Origin of the sequence: Pseudomonas sp. IT-232MI5 (assembly GCF_949767845.1) — a bacterium.
Classification (GTDB): Bacteria; Pseudomonadota; Gammaproteobacteria; order Pseudomonadales; family Pseudomonadaceae; genus Aquipseudomonas.
On sequence record NZ_CATKQE010000002.1, the window covers coordinates 246,001 to 261,059 of the forward strand.

At 58.8% G+C, this 15,059-nt stretch carries 14 protein-coding genes; 10 read left to right on the forward strand and 4 right to left on the reverse strand.

The window, feature by feature from the left end:
- Window positions 1–129: 129 nt before the first annotated feature.
- On the forward strand, window positions 130–1,224 hold the full coding sequence (apbC, locus tag ACM6JQ_RS02470; RefSeq protein ID WP_007916614.1) for an iron-sulfur cluster carrier protein ApbC: 1,095 nt from the start codon (window positions 130–132) through the stop codon (window positions 1,222–1,224).
- Between the two features lie 131 nt (window positions 1,225–1,355).
- Here apbC and ACM6JQ_RS02475 read toward each other — a convergent pair whose 3' ends face one another.
- Window positions 1,356–2,114, reverse strand: coding sequence for an SDR family oxidoreductase (locus ACM6JQ_RS02475; protein ID WP_095112325.1), 759 nt, complete (start codon window positions 2,112–2,114; stop codon window positions 1,356–1,358).
- 164 nt (window positions 2,115–2,278) lie between these two features.
- Between ACM6JQ_RS02475 and ACM6JQ_RS02480 the strand changes: the two genes are divergently transcribed.
- The 4 genes from ACM6JQ_RS02480 (at window position 2,279) to groL (ending at window position 5,803) form a co-directional block, all read left to right on the forward strand.
- Window positions 2,279–3,010, forward strand: a complete 732-nt coding sequence (locus ACM6JQ_RS02480; protein ID WP_414893166.1) for a HugZ family protein — start codon at window positions 2,279–2,281, stop codon at window positions 3,008–3,010.
- A gap of 65 nt (window positions 3,011–3,075) precedes the next feature.
- Window positions 3,076–3,552, forward strand: a complete 477-nt coding sequence (locus ACM6JQ_RS02485; RefSeq protein ID WP_414893167.1) for an FxsA family protein — start codon at window positions 3,076–3,078, stop codon at window positions 3,550–3,552.
- Window positions 3,553–3,812: 260 nt separating this feature from the next.
- Window positions 3,813–4,106: a co-chaperone GroES gene (locus ACM6JQ_RS02490; protein ID WP_007916610.1), complete on the forward strand. Its 294-nt coding sequence runs from the start codon at window positions 3,813–3,815 to the stop codon at window positions 4,104–4,106.
- Window positions 4,107–4,156: 50 nt separating this feature from the next.
- The gene (groL, locus tag ACM6JQ_RS02495) at window positions 4,157–5,803 is read left to right on the forward strand and encodes a chaperonin GroEL (protein WP_007916609.1); all 1,647 of its coding nucleotides are present in this window, start codon (window positions 4,157–4,159) and stop codon (window positions 5,801–5,803) included.
- Window positions 5,804–5,999: 196 nt separating this feature from the next.
- Here the strand turns inward: groL and ACM6JQ_RS02500 are convergent, their stop codons facing one another.
- Window positions 6,000–6,743, reverse strand: a complete 744-nt coding sequence (locus ACM6JQ_RS02500; protein ID WP_414893168.1) for a phosphatase PAP2 family protein — start codon at window positions 6,741–6,743, stop codon at window positions 6,000–6,002.
- Between the two features lie 220 nt (window positions 6,744–6,963).
- Here ACM6JQ_RS02500 and colR point away from each other — a divergent pair, with 220 nt between their 5' ends.
- The 5 genes from colR (at window position 6,964) to ACM6JQ_RS02525 (ending at window position 10,690) form a co-directional block, all read left to right on the forward strand.
- Complete coding sequence (gene colR, locus ACM6JQ_RS02505) at window positions 6,964–7,635, forward strand: two-component system response regulator ColR (RefSeq protein ID WP_007916604.1); 672 nt, start codon at window positions 6,964–6,966, stop codon at window positions 7,633–7,635.
- Complete coding sequence (locus ACM6JQ_RS02510; protein ID WP_007916602.1) at window positions 7,635–8,909, forward strand: sensor histidine kinase; 1,275 nt, start codon at window positions 7,635–7,637, stop codon at window positions 8,907–8,909. Before colR ends, ACM6JQ_RS02510 begins: the two co-directional genes overlap by 1 nt.
- A gap of 161 nt (window positions 8,910–9,070) precedes the next feature.
- On the forward strand, window positions 9,071–9,739 hold the full coding sequence (locus tag ACM6JQ_RS02515; protein ID WP_007916600.1) for a class I SAM-dependent methyltransferase: 669 nt from the start codon (window positions 9,071–9,073) through the stop codon (window positions 9,737–9,739).
- Window positions 9,740–9,743: 4 nt separating this feature from the next.
- Complete coding sequence (locus ACM6JQ_RS02520; protein WP_414893169.1) at window positions 9,744–10,460, forward strand: lipopolysaccharide kinase InaA family protein; 717 nt, start codon at window positions 9,744–9,746, stop codon at window positions 10,458–10,460.
- Between the two features lie 2 nt (window positions 10,461–10,462).
- Window positions 10,463–10,690 (forward strand): hypothetical protein, encoded by a 228-nt coding sequence (locus ACM6JQ_RS02525; protein ID WP_034153490.1) that lies wholly within the window; start codon window positions 10,463–10,465, stop codon window positions 10,688–10,690.
- Between the two features lie 167 nt (window positions 10,691–10,857).
- Here the strand turns inward: ACM6JQ_RS02525 and ACM6JQ_RS02530 are convergent, their stop codons facing one another.
- Entirely contained in the window at window positions 10,858–13,893 is a 3,036-nt protein-coding gene (locus ACM6JQ_RS02530; RefSeq protein WP_414893170.1) for a multidrug efflux RND transporter permease subunit, read from the reverse strand.
- Between the two features lie 13 nt (window positions 13,894–13,906).
- Window positions 13,907–15,055 (reverse strand): efflux RND transporter periplasmic adaptor subunit, encoded by a 1,149-nt coding sequence (locus tag ACM6JQ_RS02535; RefSeq protein ID WP_007916593.1) that lies wholly within the window; start codon window positions 15,053–15,055, stop codon window positions 13,907–13,909.
- Between the last annotated feature and the right edge of the window lie 4 nt (window positions 15,056–15,059).

Sequence of the window (15,059 nt, forward strand, 5' to 3'; positions counted from 1 at the left end):
GAGGTCGGCCACTATAAAGCGCCGGGCAAGATATTTCACCCCTGCAAATCGTTGCCGGGCATGCCGTCCGGAGGATAGAAGGGGTAGGATACCCGCCATCTTTTCCCAGTCTTGTTATCGGAGTTGCCCATGAGCGCCATCACTCGCGCAGCGGTGGAAGCCGTCCTCAGCCAATACACCGACCCTTACCTGAACCAGGACCCGGTCAGCGCCGGTTGCGTGAAGCACATCGAGATCGTCGGTGATCGCGTCAACGTGCAGCTGGAAATCGGTTATGCCGCTGGCCTGTTCAAAAGCGGATGGGCGCAAATGCTGCAATTGGCCATCGAGAACCTCGACGGTGTCGCGGCCGCGAAAGTAGAAATCAATACAGTTATCGCTGCGCACAAGGCGCAGGCGCAGATTCCGGGGCTGGCCAACGTCAAGAACGTGGTCGCCGTGGCCTCCGGCAAGGGCGGTGTGGGCAAGTCGACCACCGCCGCCAACCTCGCACTGGCCCTGGCCCGCGAAGGCGCCAAGGTCGGGATTCTCGACGCCGATATCTACGGCCCGAGCCAAGGCATCATGTTCGGCATCCCCGAGCGCACCCGCCCGGAGGTCAAGGATCAGAAGTGGTTCGTGCCGCTCAAGGCTCACGGTGTCGAAGTCATGTCGATGGCGTTTCTGACCGACGACAACACGCCGATGGTCTGGCGCGGGCCGATGGTCTCCGGCGCGCTGCTGCAACTGGTTACGCAAACCGCGTGGGGCGATCTGGATTATCTGGTCATCGACATGCCGCCAGGCACCGGCGACATTCAACTGACTTTGGCGCAAAAAGTCCCGGTGGCCGGCGCGGTGATCGTTACCACACCACAGGATCTGGCCTTGCTCGACGCGCGCAAAGGCGTGGAAATGTTCCGCAAGGTCAACATTCCGGTGCTGGGCGTGGTGGAAAACATGGCCGTGCACATTTGCTCGAACTGCGGGCATGCCGAGCATCTGTTCGGTGAGGGCGGTGGTGAAAAACTGGCGACCCAGTACGGCGTTGAACTGCTGGCTTCGCTGCCTCTGTCGATGCTGATCCGTGAACAGGCCGACGGCGGCAAGCCAACGGTGATCGCCGAGCCGGACAGCCAGATTGCCATGGTCTATCAGGAACTGGCCCGCCACGTTGGTGCGCGGATTGTGTTGCAGGAAGCGGCGACACCGGCGATGCCGAACATCACCATCAGCGACGATTGATACATCAGCAACACCGATAACCCTGTAGGAGTGAGCCTGCTCGCGATAGCGGAATAACATTCAACAGATTTGTTGAATGAATGACCGCAATCGCGAGCAGGCTCACTCCTACATTTGTTTTGTGCTGGCAGTTAGATACGCAAGCCGCCATCCATCTCCAGAATCCGCCCGGTGTAATAGTCGTTCTCGAAGATATACGCCGCCGAGTGTGCAATCTCTTCCGGCTTGCCCATGCGCTTGAGCGGGATCCCCGAGGTCATCTTCTCCAGCGCTTCCGGTTTCATGCCCAGGGTCATCTCGGTCTCGATGAAGCCCGGCGCGATACCCGCCACACGAATGCCATAGCGCGCCAGCTCTTTGGCCCAGGTCACTGTCGCTGCAGCAACACCGGCCTTGGCTGCCGAATAGTTGGTCTGGCCAACGTTGCCTGCTCGAGAAATCGACGAGATGTTGATGATCGCGCCAGTGTTCTTCAGCTCGACCATTTTCGCCGCCACTTCACGGGTGCAGAGGAACACGCCGGTCAGGTTGACGTCGATGACGGCCTGCCACTGGGCCAGGCTCATCTTGGTCATTTCGCCGTCCTTGACCTTGAGCAGCAGGCCATCACGGAGGATCCCGGCGTTGTTGATCAGGCCGTGGATCGCGCCGAAATCAGCGGCGACCTGAGTGACCATGTGCTCGACCTGCTCTTCATTGGCCACGTTGCACAGATAGCTGCGCGCCTCGACGCCCTTGGCCTTGCAGGCCGCGACCGCGTCGTCGAGTTTTTCCTGATTGAGGTCGACCAAGGCCAGCTTCGCGCCTTTGCCGGCGAAATACTCGGCCATCGAGCGGCCCAAACCCTGGCAACCGCCGGTGATAATGATTACTTTGTCGTTGAGTTGCATTCGCATGCCCCGATAGCAGGTCTGAGTAGTTGTTGTTTTCAGCGACTCCCGATCTGCACCGGCCGTGGCAGGGTTGCACATGAGAATTGCCCGCTGGCGTGACGGGGACTTAATCCCGGGCGCCCGTCCGTTTTTTCGACGGATACTATTTAAGGAGTCATAAATTGAGCGTTGAAGTGGCCAAGAATGCCCGAGAATTGCTTCTCAAGGAATACCGAGGAGTGCTGTCGACCCACTCCAAATCGATGCCCGGTTTTCCCTTTGGCTCCGTGGTGCCTTACTGCCTGGACGAGCAGGGCCGGCCGCTGATCCTGATCAGCCGTATCGCCCAGCACACCCACAACCTGCAGAAAGACCCGAAATGCTCAATGCTCGTCGGCGAGCGCGAGGCCGATGATGTGCAAGCCGTTGGTCGCCTGACCTATATGGCCGAGGCGCAAAAGCTCGAAGACGTTGCCGCGATCGAAGCCGCCGCCGAGCGTTACTACCGTTATTTCCCCGATTCGCAGAACTACCACAAGGCCCACGATTTCGACTTCTGGGGCCTGACCCCGGTGCGTCATCGCTACATCGGTGGTTTTGGTGCGATTCACTGGGTCGATCAACTGACCCTGGCCAATCCGTTCGCCGGCAAGGCCGAGATCAGCATGGTCGAGCACATGAACAGCGACCACGGCAAAGCCATCGCGCACTACGTCGACCTCGCCGGTCTGCCGAAAACTGCGCCGGCGCAACTGGCCGGGATCGACACAGAAGGCATGCACCTGCGCATCGGTCAGGCGCTGTACTGGCTGCCGTTCCCAGCACCTTGTAATACGCCGACACAAGTGCGCGAAGCCCTGGTTTCATTGGCTCATGCCGAGGTCTGGCCAAAAAATGCTGTGGCCGACGCTTGAATTCACGAAAGGGCGACGTCATCTAAGGCTTACTGCAAGGCATTTCTTGCGTTGAGGAAACTTTGATGCGCCCTTTTCTGTTGCTCTTTCTGCTGTTTCCAGTGCTGGAGCTGTTCGTATTCGTCAAAGTGGCAGGGGCTATCGGGTTTTTCCCGGCCCTGCTGCTGATCATTCTCGGCTCGATGTTCGGTGTGTTTGTGCTGCGCGTCGCCGGTCTGGCCACTGCATTGCGTGCCCGTGAAAGCCTGAACCGCGGCGAACTGCCCGCACAAACCATGCTCGAAGGGCTGATGCTGGCTCTGGCCGGTGGCCTGTTGATCCTGCCAGGCTTCATCAGCGACGTGGTCGGTCTGGTCATGCTGCTGCCGTTCAGCCGTCGACTGCTGGCGAACAAAATGCGCCAGCGCGCCGAAGAACAGGCCATGCGTCAGCGTGCGTTCGCCGACGACCTGCAACCCCGTGGCGGTCCTGCACCGCGTCAGCCTCTGGGCCGCGAGGGTGATGTGATCGAAGGCGAGTTCGAACATCGCGACTCCAAGTAACATCTGCATTGACACGGCACCTTCGGGTGCCGTGTTCGTTTATGGGCTGCTTTTGTGCAACATATCGGTGAAAAATTTTTAGCCGCGCCCTTGTAATAAGCTTATGCGCCCTTATGTATCGGTCACCGAAAGGTTTCTGGCATTTGCGCCAGTCAGTCTTCCGCGTCTCGCTCGACGAGGCGCAACCGGCGAAGGCCGGATTTGTTAAACCCGCCGGGACTACACCGGCCGATGAAAACCACAATTAGGAGAGATCGACAATGAAGCTTCGTCCTCTGCATGACCGCGTCGTAATCCGTCGCAGCGAAGAAGAAAAGAAAACCGCTGGCGGTATCGTCCTGCCAGGTTCGGCTGCTGAAAAAGCCAACCACGGTGTGATTCTCGCTGTAGGCCCGGGCAAAGCTCTGGAAAACGGCGAAGTGCGCGCACTGTCCGTGAAGGAAGGCGACAAGGTTGTGTTCGGTCCTTACTCCGGCAGCAACACTGTGAAAGTCGACGGCGAAGACCTGTTGGTAATGAGCGAGAACGAAATCCTCGCTGTTATCGAAGGCTGATACCCCCGTTCATTTTCCCGCTACTACAAAGTATTTAAGGAATATCGATCATGGCTGCTAAAGAAGTTCTGTTTGGCGATTCCGCCCGTAAAAAAATGCTCAAGGGCGTCAACGTTCTGGCTGACGCAGTAAAAGCGACCCTGGGCCCGAAAGGCCGTAACGTGATCATCGAGAAGAGCTTCGGCGCTCCGACCATCACCAAGGACGGCGTTTCCGTCGCCAAAGAAATCGAACTCGAAGATCGCTTCGAAAACATGGGCGCGCAGCTGGTCAAAGACGTTGCCTCCCGTGCCAACGATGACGCTGGTGACGGTACTACTACCGCTACCGTTCTGGCTCAGTCGATCGTCAACGAAGGCCTGAAAGCCGTCGCTGCCGGCATGAACCCGATGGACCTGAAGCGTGGTATCGACAAAGCGACCATCGCGATCGTCAAAGAGCTGAAGAACCTGTCCAAGCCATGCGCTGACACCAAGGCCATCGCTCAGGTCGGCACCATCTCCGCCAACTCCGACAGCTCCATCGGCGACATCATTGCCGAAGCCATGGAAAAAGTCGGCAAAGAAGGCGTGATCACCGTTGAAGAAGGCACTGGCCTGGAAAACGAACTGTCGGTTGTAGAAGGCATGCAGTTCGACCGTGGCTACCTGTCCCCGTACTTCGTCAACAAGCCAGAGACCATGGTTGCCGAGCTGGACAGCCCGCTGATCCTGCTGGTCGACAAAAAGATCTCGAACATCCGCGAAATGCTGCCAGTGCTGGAAGCCGTTGCCAAAGCCGGCCGTCCACTGCTGATCGTTTCCGAAGACGTTGAAGGCGAAGCCCTGGCGACTCTGGTTGTGAACAACATGCGTGGCATCGTTAAAGTCGCAGCCGTCAAGGCGCCAGGCTTCGGCGACCGTCGCAAGGCCATGCTGCAGGACATCGCTGTTCTGACCGGCGGTACCGTTATCTCCGAAGAGATCGGCCTGAGCCTGGAAGCCGCTACTCTGGAAAACCTCGGTAGCGCCAAGCGTGTGACCATCTCCAAGGAAAACACCATCATCGTTGACGGTGCTGGCGTAGAAGCTGACATCCAGGCGCGTATCACTCAGATCCGTGCCCAGGCTGCTGAAACTTCCTCGGACTACGACCGTGAAAAACTGCAAGAGCGTCTGGCCAAGCTGTCCGGCGGCGTTGCAGTGATCAAGGTTGGCGCTGGTTCCGAAGTAGAAATGAAAGAGAAGAAGGCCCGCGTTGAAGACGCCCTGCACGCAACTCGTGCAGCCGTTGAAGAAGGCGTGGTACCTGGCGGTGGCGTTGCGCTGATCCGTGCTCTGCAAACCCTGGTTGACCTGAAAGGCGACAACGCTGATCAGGACGTCGGTATCGCTGTTCTGCGCCGCGCTGTTGAAGCTCCGCTGCGTCAGATCGCTGCCAACAGCGGCGACGAGCCAAGCGTTGTGGTCAACGAAGTCAAGAACGGCAAAGGTAACTTCGGTTACAACGCTGCAACTGGCGAATACGGCGACATGATCGAAATGGGCATCCTGGACCCAACCAAGGTGACTCGTTCCGCTCTGCAAGCTGCATCGTCGATCGGCGGTCTGATCCTGACCACCGAAGCGGCAGTAGCTGACGCGCCGAAGAAAGACGGCGCTGCTGGCGGCGGTATGCCAGACATGGGCGGCATGGGTGGCATGGGCGGCATGATGTAAGCCAGCCTTACCCCGTAACGCAAAACCCCGCTGACGCGAGTCAGCGGGGTTTTTTATTGCCTTTGATTTAGTGTTGGCGCAAGTCCGAGTAATCGTTCATCGCTGGCAAGCCAGCTCCCACAGTGATTCGAGCGTTCACAAAATGTGTGCTCGGCACCAACCCTGTGGGAGCTGGCTTGCCAGCGATGGCGTCAGATCAGGCGCTGACCGGTTGCGCCTCGACCACGGCCTCGGCTTTCACCGCCGGGCGATACAGCACCCAGTAATACGACCCCAGGCAAATCAGCCAGCAGAAAATCGCCGTCCACACGTTGTGCGAAAAGAAGTGCGCGCCCTGCATCATCCGGCTGATGGAAAACACCGACCCCAATGCGAAGGCAAAGATAAACGCCTGTCTGGCCAGACGCGGACGCCGATCACGCAGGACAAAGAACAGCGCAAACAAAGTAAACCCCGTCGCCGCATGACCACCGGGCCAGCAACGCCCGGGTTTATCGGTCTGTGGACGATGCTCCATCAGTTTGCTGTAGGTCTCATGGCCACCGAATTGCTCCAGGCTCCATGGGCATTGCACCGCCGTTACGGCTTTCACCGGGGTGACGAACGAAGTGGCAAGCCCCAGCGAAAGTACCAGGCAACCCAGTTCACGCTTGAACGGTTTCAGCCTGGCGAGAAAAAACGAGCCGATAAAGCCGAGGATGGCCAACACCGAGAACGCAATGACCACCTGTTTGGCACGATCATGGAGGATGTCTTCAAGGAAAAAACTGTGTCGCCCGATAAAGTCGCCTGCGACCGGGTCGTAGAACAGTCTGGCCAGATCCATGTCCAGATCGGTCAGTTCGAGCAACACCAGAATGATTGCCGCGACGGTGGGTATTCCCAGGCAAAGCCAGAAGTTCAGCGGTCTGGGAACGGGGCGGGCAGAAGTCGACACCATGGGCAATTCCTTGGGCGTAAGTAGGATCTGAGGAGCGCAACCGCGCGGAGTCTGCGCGTCTATGCGTCGCTGATTTGTTAATCGAAAGTGAAAAAAACGTTGGCTGGAACAATGAACGTTTTTCTCGCGCAACAACCCAACGCACGCCTAGCCGTGAGCCACACTTGGCCGTAAGCTGCGCGGGCCAAGACGGCCGTTACCCCGTACGGAGGAGGTGCCCATGCGAATTCTATTGGTCGAAGACAACCGCGACATCCTGGCCAATCTGGCCGATTATCTGGGCCTCAAGGGCTATACCGTCGATTGCGCCCAGGACGGTCTGTCGGGCCTGCATCTGGCCGCCACCGAGCATTACGACCTGATCGTGCTCGACATCATGTTGCCCGGCATCGATGGTTACACTCTGTGCAAACGCCTGCGTGAGGACGCCCGTCGGGACACACCGGTGATCATGCTCACCGCCCGCGATCAACTCGACGACCGCTTGCAGGGTTTCAAGGCCGGGGCCGACGATTACCTGATCAAGCCATTTGCCTTGTCCGAGCTGGCTGCGCGGGTCGAAGCGGTGATGCGCCGTGCGCAAGGTGGTGGTCGCCGTGCGCTGCAGGTCGCCGATCTGAGCTACGACCTCGACACGCTGGAAGTGACCCGCGACGGCAAACTGCTGAAGCTCAACCCGGTCGGCCTCAAATTGCTCGCGGTGTTGATGCAGAAGAGCCCGCACGTCCTGCGTCGGGAAATTCTCGAAGAAGCGCTGTGGGGCGATGATTGCCCGGACAGCGACAGCCTGCGCAGTCACGTTCACCAACTGCGTCAGGTGATCGATAAACCTTTTGCCAAACCACTGCTGCACACTGTGCACGGCGTGGGTTACCGGCTGGCCGACGTGTAATGGAGTTCAGGCAAAGTCTTTCCCAGCGGATCATCATTGCTTTTGCCTTGATGAGTGCACTGGTGGCCGGCGCCTTCGCAATGGGCATTGTCGCGACCGTGCACCTGGTGGAAGAAAAACTGATTTCGGCGGGGCTGGGCGGCGACTTGCAGCGTCTGCTGCTGATGGACAATGTTTCGGACTGGAGCCATCGCCCGGAACCCGACCAGTTGTTCTATTTCAGTGGCGGACCGGGCGATTTCGAGCTGCCCAAGGACCTGCGCCACCTCGATTCGGGTTTCCATGAAGTCTTCCGCGAGCAGCTGTCGTATCACGCGATGGTCGAGATCGTCGACGGTCGCCGTTACGTCTTGCTGCAAGATCAAAGCGATTTTGAAGAGCGCGAGCGCGTGCTGTTTGCCGTGGTCCTGGTGGGTTTTGTGCTCAGTCTGGCACTGGCGGTGTTCCTCGGCTGGGTGCTGGCGCGCAAGGTGATGGCGCCGGTGGTCCGACTGGCCCGGCAGGTGCGTCACCGTGACCAGTTACTCGGGTTGGCGCCGCCGTTGGCGCCGGATTACGCGGCAGACGAAGTCGGCGAGCTGGCGGTGGCCTTCGATGCCACATTGGGGCGTTTGCGTCAGGCGCTGACACGCGAACGTTTGTTCACCAGCGACGTCAGCCATGAATTGCGCACGCCGCTTATGGTATTGGCCAGTTCCTGCGAACTGCTGCTGGAAAACCCGGGGATCGACCAGCGTGGTCGTTCACAGGTCGAGCGAATTGCCCGCGCCAGTGAAGAAATGCGCGAATTGGTGCAAACCTTCCTGATGCTGGCGCGCGCCCAGCATGAAGATGCCGGCATGGCACTTCAGCAAAACCTCTCGCAAGTGGCCGAAGGCCTGTTGTGTCTGTGGCGTGGGCCGATCGAGAGCAAGGGCCTGAAACTGATCTTCGAACCTGGCAGTCCATCAGACATTCGCTACAACGCGACCCTGTTGAATGCCGTGATGGGCAACCTGTTGCGCAACGCGCTGCATTACACCGAAAGCGGCTTCATTCGCCTGACACTCACTGCCAACGGCTTCGCGGTGGAAGACTCCGGTGTCGGCATTCCGGAAGAAAAGCGCGAAGCCATGTTCGAGCCTTTCGTACGTGGCAGCGAAAAGCGTGGCGAGGGCCTGGGGCTGGGATTGTCGCTGGTGCAGCGGATCTGCGAGAACCAGGGCTGGACCGTCAGCTTGAGCACGATGGAGCCCAATGGCTGCCGCTTCGAGGTAGATCTGGGCAAAATCTGACGCACGGAGTGGCTCAATGTTACTCCCTCCTTCCTGTCTAAATCCTGTATAACGCTGTAATAATTTGTCTGTTTACCGGACATTTTTTTCACAAATGGATGACCTGACGCTGACACGCCGCTCCTTAAGGTGGTGACATCAGCAATTCAGGAGTCCAGGTGATGTCCGGTCCGATCAAACTCGATTTTTCCGAGAAGTACGACGATCAACACGCGCAGAAATATCTGCGCAAGCACAAAGAAAGTCTTGGACGGCGTCTCTCCCATTGGCGTGACGAACAGATGGCCCGCAAGGCGCTGGCGCTGGTTGGCGAGCCAGGGCTGGTGCTGGATCTGCCTTGCGGTGCCGGGCGTTTCTGGCCCTTGTTGGGCGAAAAGGCCAACCGGGTGATTATCGGTGCGGACAATTCCGAGTCGATGATCAAGACGGCCATGCAGTCGCAACCGGCCGATGTGGTGAAACGGGTACAACCCTTGCACACATCTGCCTTCGACATTGCCTTGCCTGACAACGCCGTCGACAGCATTTTCTGCATGCGTCTGCTCCACCACATCGGTGAAGCCGAGCATCGCCGGGCGATTCTGCGCGAATTCGAGCGCGTCACCCGCGACAGTGTGATCGTTTCGCTGTGGGTTGATGGCAACTTCAAAGCCTGGAAACGCCAGCGAGCCGAGCGCAACCGTGACAAACGCGAGTATCAGAATCGCTTTGTGTTACCGGCCGCTACGGTGGAAAAGGAATTCGAGGAGGCAGGTTTTCGGATTCAGGAACAACTGGACTTTATTCCGCTCTACGCCATGTGGCGGGTTTACGTATTACGCAAGAGGTAACAGGATGGCAGTGCAATTTGCAGCAGAAACGGATGTCGCTCCGCAAGATCGCTTTGACTTTTACTGGAACCAGCGCGGCGAGTGGGTGGAAGAGCCCAATGTTCGACGTGGCGGGGAAAGTGGCGTGCAAAGGGTCGTGGGGCGCGATGGTCAACTGCTGTATGCCAAGCGCCAGACCGGTCATATCTACCGCAGCTGGCTGCACCCTTTCGGCCGTCCTACTGTTCTGCGTGAACTTGACGCGCTGACTGGCGTGAGCAAGCTCGGTGTGCGCGTGCCCCAGATCGTCTTTTGCGGTGCCCAGCCTGATCCGCAACACAAATGGCGTGCACTTTTGGTCACCAAGTCCCTGGACGGTTTCCAGGAACTGGAACACTGGCTGGCGGCTGCCGGCGGTCGCGATCAGTGTGGCGATGTGGTTTACGAGCGTGTGCTCAAGGACCTCGCCGAGAATCTGGCGCGTATGCACAAGGGCCGTTGGCAGCACAGCTGCATCTACATCAAACACGTGTTTGTGCGTGTGACGGGCGAAGACGAGTCGGCCAAGGTTGAGGTCGCCTTGATCGATCTGGAGAAGTGCCGCCAGCGTCTGACCGCCTATCGCGCCGCCTCCCATGACATGAAGCAATTGCGCCGCCATTCGTCGTTCCGCGACGCGGACTGGAAAAAACTCGTCTACTTTTATGAGACGGCGTTTGGCAGCGCTATCAAAGGTTTATAGCGATGAAACTAGAAATTGCACGAGGTTTGTTTTTGGTTGGAGCCTTGGCAGTTGCGTCATTGGCGGTGGCTGCCTGGGAGCAGCCCCGCATGCAGGTGGTTGGCGCGTCCGTAGACGACGCCCACTGCGCAGTCCCACGGGTGGCAAAAGCCTCCGTGGCGACCAAACCCGATCATGATCTGTTGTTGTTCATGTTCGGACTTTCTCAAGGGATGAGGCCGCAAAGTTGAACCGATTGAAGCCCACATAAAAGGCCTCGCAGTTGCGAGGCCTTTTTTTATGCCCGAGACGACACAGATCCCGTGTAGGAGTGAGCCTGCTCGCGATAGCGGCCTGTCAGTTAATAATGATTTGAATGGCACACCGCTATCGCGAGCAGGCTCACTCCTACAGGGGGTTATGCGGTTGGTTTGGGATCAGGTTTCGCCAGCAAGGTGTAAACGCACGGCAGGACAAACAGCGTAAACAACGTACCAATCGACATTCCCGTGGCAATCACCATGCCGATATCAAAACGGCTCACCGCACCGGCGCCCGTGGCCAGAATCAGCGGCACCATGCCAAACACCATCGCCGCCGTGGTCATCAACACCGGCCGCAAGCGAATCGCCGCCGCTTCCTCAACGGCTTCGCGCGCCGTCAGGCCCTTGTCCTTGCGCAACTGGTTGGCGAACTCGACGATCAGGATGCCATGCTTGCTGATCAGCCCGATCAGCGTCACCAGCCCGACCTGGGTATAGATGTTCATGCTCGACCAGCCGAGGAACAGCGGAATCAACGCCCCGCAGATCGACAACGGCACCGTCACGAGAATCACCAGCGGATCGCGGAAGCTTTCGAATTGCGCCGCCAGCACCAGAAAGATAATCGCCAGGGCCAAGGCAAACGTTACCCACAACGCGCTGCCTTCCTGGACGAACTGACGTGACGCGCCGCCATAGTCGAAAGCGAACCCGGCCGGCGCTTCTTCGCGAGCGATCTGCAAGACCGTGTCGATGGCTTCGCCCATGCTCACCAGCGGGAAACCGGAAATCTTCGCCGCGTTGAGCTGCTGGAACTGGTTGAGCTGGCGCGGTCGGGCGCGGTCGCTGACCTTGATCAGCGTCGACAGTGGCAGCAACTCGCCCTGGGTGTTTTTCACGTAGTAGTTGTTCAGCCAGTCCGGGTTATCGCGGTACGGCCGTTCAACCTGAGCAATCACCTTGTAGCTGCGCCCATCAATGGTGAAACGGTTGATTTCTGCCTCGCCCAACAGGGTGGCGAGGGTGCCACCGAGGTCCTGCATCGACACGCCCATCTGCGCCGCTTTGGCGCGGTCGATATCGACAACCACTTCAGGTTTGTCGAACGCCAGATCGACGTCGACGAAGGCGAACTTGCCCGATTCCATGGCGCGTTTCTTGATCCGGTCGGCGACTTGCAACAGTAGTTCGTAGTCGTTGGCGGTGTTGACTACAAACTCGAACGGCAAGCCTTCGCCGGTGCCGGGCAGGGAGGGCAGGTTGAAACCGAAGATCTGCAAGCCCGGGATGCCTTCGAGTTTGCCCTGCACCTCCGGGAGGATCTGCATTTGCGTGCGGCTGCGCTCGTTCCACGGCTTAAGCAGGAAACCGCCGATGCCGGCCTGCACACCGTTGTAGCCGTTGATCTGGAACGAGGAGTAGTACTCGGGGAATTCCTTGAAGATTTTGATGAATTCGTCAGTGTAGGTGCTCAGGTAATCAAGGTTGGTCGGCTGTGGCGCAGTGGCCATCATGAAAATGATGCCCTGATCTTCGTCCGGGGCCAGTTCCGATTTGGTGAACTTGAGGAACACCGGGATCAGGCACAACACGATCACCGCGAATACCAACACCACAGGGCGCGTGTTCAGCGTGCCGTGCAACATGCTCTGATAGCGGCGCTTGAGGCCGTCGAAGATACGGTCGAGGCGATGCGCCAGACCACTGGGGTTTTCCTCGTGGCGCAGCAAAAAAGCGCACATCATCGGTGACAGAGTCAGGGCGACGATCCCGGAAATCACCACCGCACCGGCCAAGGTCAGCGCAAACTCCTTGAACAGCGCCCCGGTCAGCCCGGTGAGAAAACCGATCGGCGCATACACCGCCGCCAGGGTGATGGTCATCGACACCACCGGCATGGCAATTTCCCGCGCGCCTTCCAGCGCCGCATCAAACGGCGTCTTGCCTTCCTCGATGTGCCGGTGGATGTTCTCCACCACGACAATCGCATCGTCGACCACCAGACCGATGGCCAGCACCATCGCCAGCAGCGTCAGCAGGTTCATCGAGTAGCCCATCATCTGCATGAAGAACATCACGCCGATCATCGACAGCGGAATGGTCACCACCGGGATCACTACCGAACGCAATGCGCCGAGGAACAGGAACACCACAACGATGACGATCAGCACCGCTTCGAACAGGGTTTTCACTACTTCATCGATCGAGGCCTGAATGAACAGCGTGGCGTCGTAAGCGATCTCGCTTTTCAGGTTTGGCGGCAGTTGCGCTTCCAGCTCCGGCATCAGCTTGCGCACTTCCTTGATCACGTCCAGCGGGTTGGCGCCCGGTGTGGCTTTGATGCCGATGTACACCGACGGCGTGCCGCCGAACGAGCTGATCGAGTCGTAGTTTTCCGCGCCCATTTCCACCCGCGCGACATCGCTGAGCAGCACGCGGCTGTCGCCACTGACCTTGAGCGGAATCGCCGCAAAAGCCTCGGCCGATTTCAGCTCGGTATTGGCGTTGATGCTGGTGACCACGTATTCGCCTTTCACTTCGCCGGCAGCGGAGAGGAAGTTGTACTGGCGCACGGCGTTGGTCACATCGCTGGCGCTGAGGCCGAAACCGGCGAGTTTTACCGGGTCGAGCCACAGGCGCATGGCGAACACCTGATTGCCGAGAATTTCCGCTTCGGCCATACCCGGCAGGGTTGCCAGTTTTGGCTGGATCACCCGTGACAGGTAGTCGGTGATCTGCGGGTTGCTCAAGTCCTTGCTGAAGAAGCTGATGTACATCAGCGCCGAAGCGTCGGCGGATTCCTTGCTCAGCACCGGGTCTTCGGCGTCCTGCGGCAACTTGTTTTTCACCTCGTTGGCCTTGGCCAGCAGTTCGGTGAACAAACGGTCGGTGTTGGAGCCGATGCGCGCGTAGATCGAGATTACCGAGAAGTTCTGCCGACTGACCGAGGTCATGTAATCGATGCCCTCGGCGCTGGCCAGACTTTGCTGCATTGGCTGCGTGATGTAGCCCTGAATGGTTTCGGCGTTGGCCCCGGGGTAAGCGGTGGTCACCGTGATCAGGGCGTTTTCCATTTGCGGGTATTGGCGCAGCGGCAGCTTGCTCCAGGCCTGAAAGCCGAGCAACACAATCAACAGGCTGACCACAGTGGCGAGCACCGGGCGGCGGATGAACGGATCGGTAAAAGCCATGGGAATTCCTTGATCAGTCGGCGCGGGGCGGACTGTTCTGCTCGCCGAGGGTCTTGTCGTCGCTGATGGCGATGTGGGCACCGTTGTCCAGTTTGATCTGGCCAGCCGTCACCACTTGTTCGCCACTCTGCACGCCCTTGTTGATCATCACCAGGCCATCGCGGCGCTCACCAGTTTCGATGAAGCGGCGTTCGGCGATCAGCACCGGTTGACCCTTGTCATCCTTTTCGACACTACCGTCCTCGGCTTTCTTCTGCCCGACCACGTAGATCGAGTTGCCGTAGAGGGTGTAAGTGATCGCACTTTCCGGCACCACGATATGTTTTTGCGGATCGGGCAGCAGCACTTCGAGGCTGGTAAACATCCCCGGCAGCAGTTTGCCGTCGGGGTTGGCCAGAGTGGCGCGGATCAGAATGTTGCGCGTAGTGCTTTCGACGATCGGGTTGATCGCGCTGATCTTGCCGGCGAAGTTTTGCCCCGGGTAAGCAGAGACCGAGATCTGCACCGGTTGACCGATGGCCAGTTTCGGCACCGATTGCTCGGGCAGATAGAAGTCGGCGTAGAGGCTGCTCAAATCCTGCAACGTCGCAATTTTGGTGCCGCTGGCGAGGTAGTCGCCGACGTCGACCTGACGGATGCCGATGGTGCCGCTGAACGGCGCGAGGATGCGTTTTTTTGCCAGCGAGGCGTTGAGCTGATTGACCGTGGCCTTGTTCTTTTGCAGAACGGCAGAGAGGCGGTCGTACTCGCCTTTGGAGATGGCGCGACTGTCGACCAGTTGCGCGCCACGGCCGAAGTCCAGTTGCGCCAGACCGAGATCAGCCTTGGCGGTTTCCAGCAGGGCGGTTTCAACGGCGCTGTCGAGTTGCAGCAACGGCTGTCCGGCCTTGACCTTCTGTCCGGATTCAAACTTGAGTTCGGTGACGGTGCCGGCGACTTCCAGACTCAGCTCGACACCTTGCAGCGCCTTCAGCGTGCCGACGGTCGGCAGGCGCAGCTGCCACGGCTGCTCGCTGGCGTTGGCCACGGCGACGCTGATCGGCGGTTTCGGCTTGGAAAAGCCCTGGATCATCGTGTAGATCGAAAAGGCTTTATACCCGCCCAGCACCAGGACGATCAGCAAAACAACACCCAACATGATCAGCATGCGGCGACGCAGCATATTT

What these genes read in the sequence shown, in the direction of transcription:
- groL (WP_007916609.1), top strand. Translation starts at nt 4,157, where the DNA reads ATGGCTGCTAAAGAAGTTCTGTTTGGCGATTCCGCCCGTAAAAAAATG.
- apbC (WP_007916614.1), top strand. Translation starts at nt 130, where the DNA reads ATGAGCGCCATCACTCGCGCAGCGGTGGAAGCCGTCCTCAGCCAATAC.
- ACM6JQ_RS02525 (WP_034153490.1), top strand. Translation starts at nt 10,463, where the DNA reads ATGAAACTAGAAATTGCACGAGGTTTGTTTTTGGTTGGAGCCTTGGCA.
- colR (WP_007916604.1), top strand. Translation starts at nt 6,964, where the DNA reads ATGCGAATTCTATTGGTCGAAGACAACCGCGACATCCTGGCCAATCTG.
- ACM6JQ_RS02485 (WP_414893167.1), top strand. Translation starts at nt 3,076, where the DNA reads ATGCGCCCTTTTCTGTTGCTCTTTCTGCTGTTTCCAGTGCTGGAGCTG.
- ACM6JQ_RS02530 (WP_414893170.1), bottom strand. Translation starts at nt 13,893, where the DNA reads ATGGCTTTTACCGATCCGTTCATCCGCCGCCCGGTGCTCGCCACTGTG.
- ACM6JQ_RS02520 (WP_414893169.1), top strand. Translation starts at nt 9,744, where the DNA reads ATGGCAGTGCAATTTGCAGCAGAAACGGATGTCGCTCCGCAAGATCGC.
- ACM6JQ_RS02490 (WP_007916610.1), top strand. Translation starts at nt 3,813, where the DNA reads ATGAAGCTTCGTCCTCTGCATGACCGCGTCGTAATCCGTCGCAGCGAA.
- ACM6JQ_RS02500 (WP_414893168.1), bottom strand. Translation starts at nt 6,743, where the DNA reads ATGGTGTCGACTTCTGCCCGCCCCGTTCCCAGACCGCTGAACTTCTGG.
- ACM6JQ_RS02510 (WP_007916602.1), top strand. Translation starts at nt 7,635, where the DNA reads ATGGAGTTCAGGCAAAGTCTTTCCCAGCGGATCATCATTGCTTTTGCC.
- ACM6JQ_RS02475 (WP_095112325.1), bottom strand. Translation starts at nt 2,114, where the DNA reads ATGCAACTCAACGACAAAGTAATCATTATCACCGGCGGTTGCCAGGGT.
- ACM6JQ_RS02535 (WP_007916593.1), bottom strand. Translation starts at nt 15,055, where the DNA reads ATGCTGCGTCGCCGCATGCTGATCATGTTGGGTGTTGTTTTGCTGATC.
- ACM6JQ_RS02515 (WP_007916600.1), top strand. Translation starts at nt 9,071, where the DNA reads ATGTCCGGTCCGATCAAACTCGATTTTTCCGAGAAGTACGACGATCAA.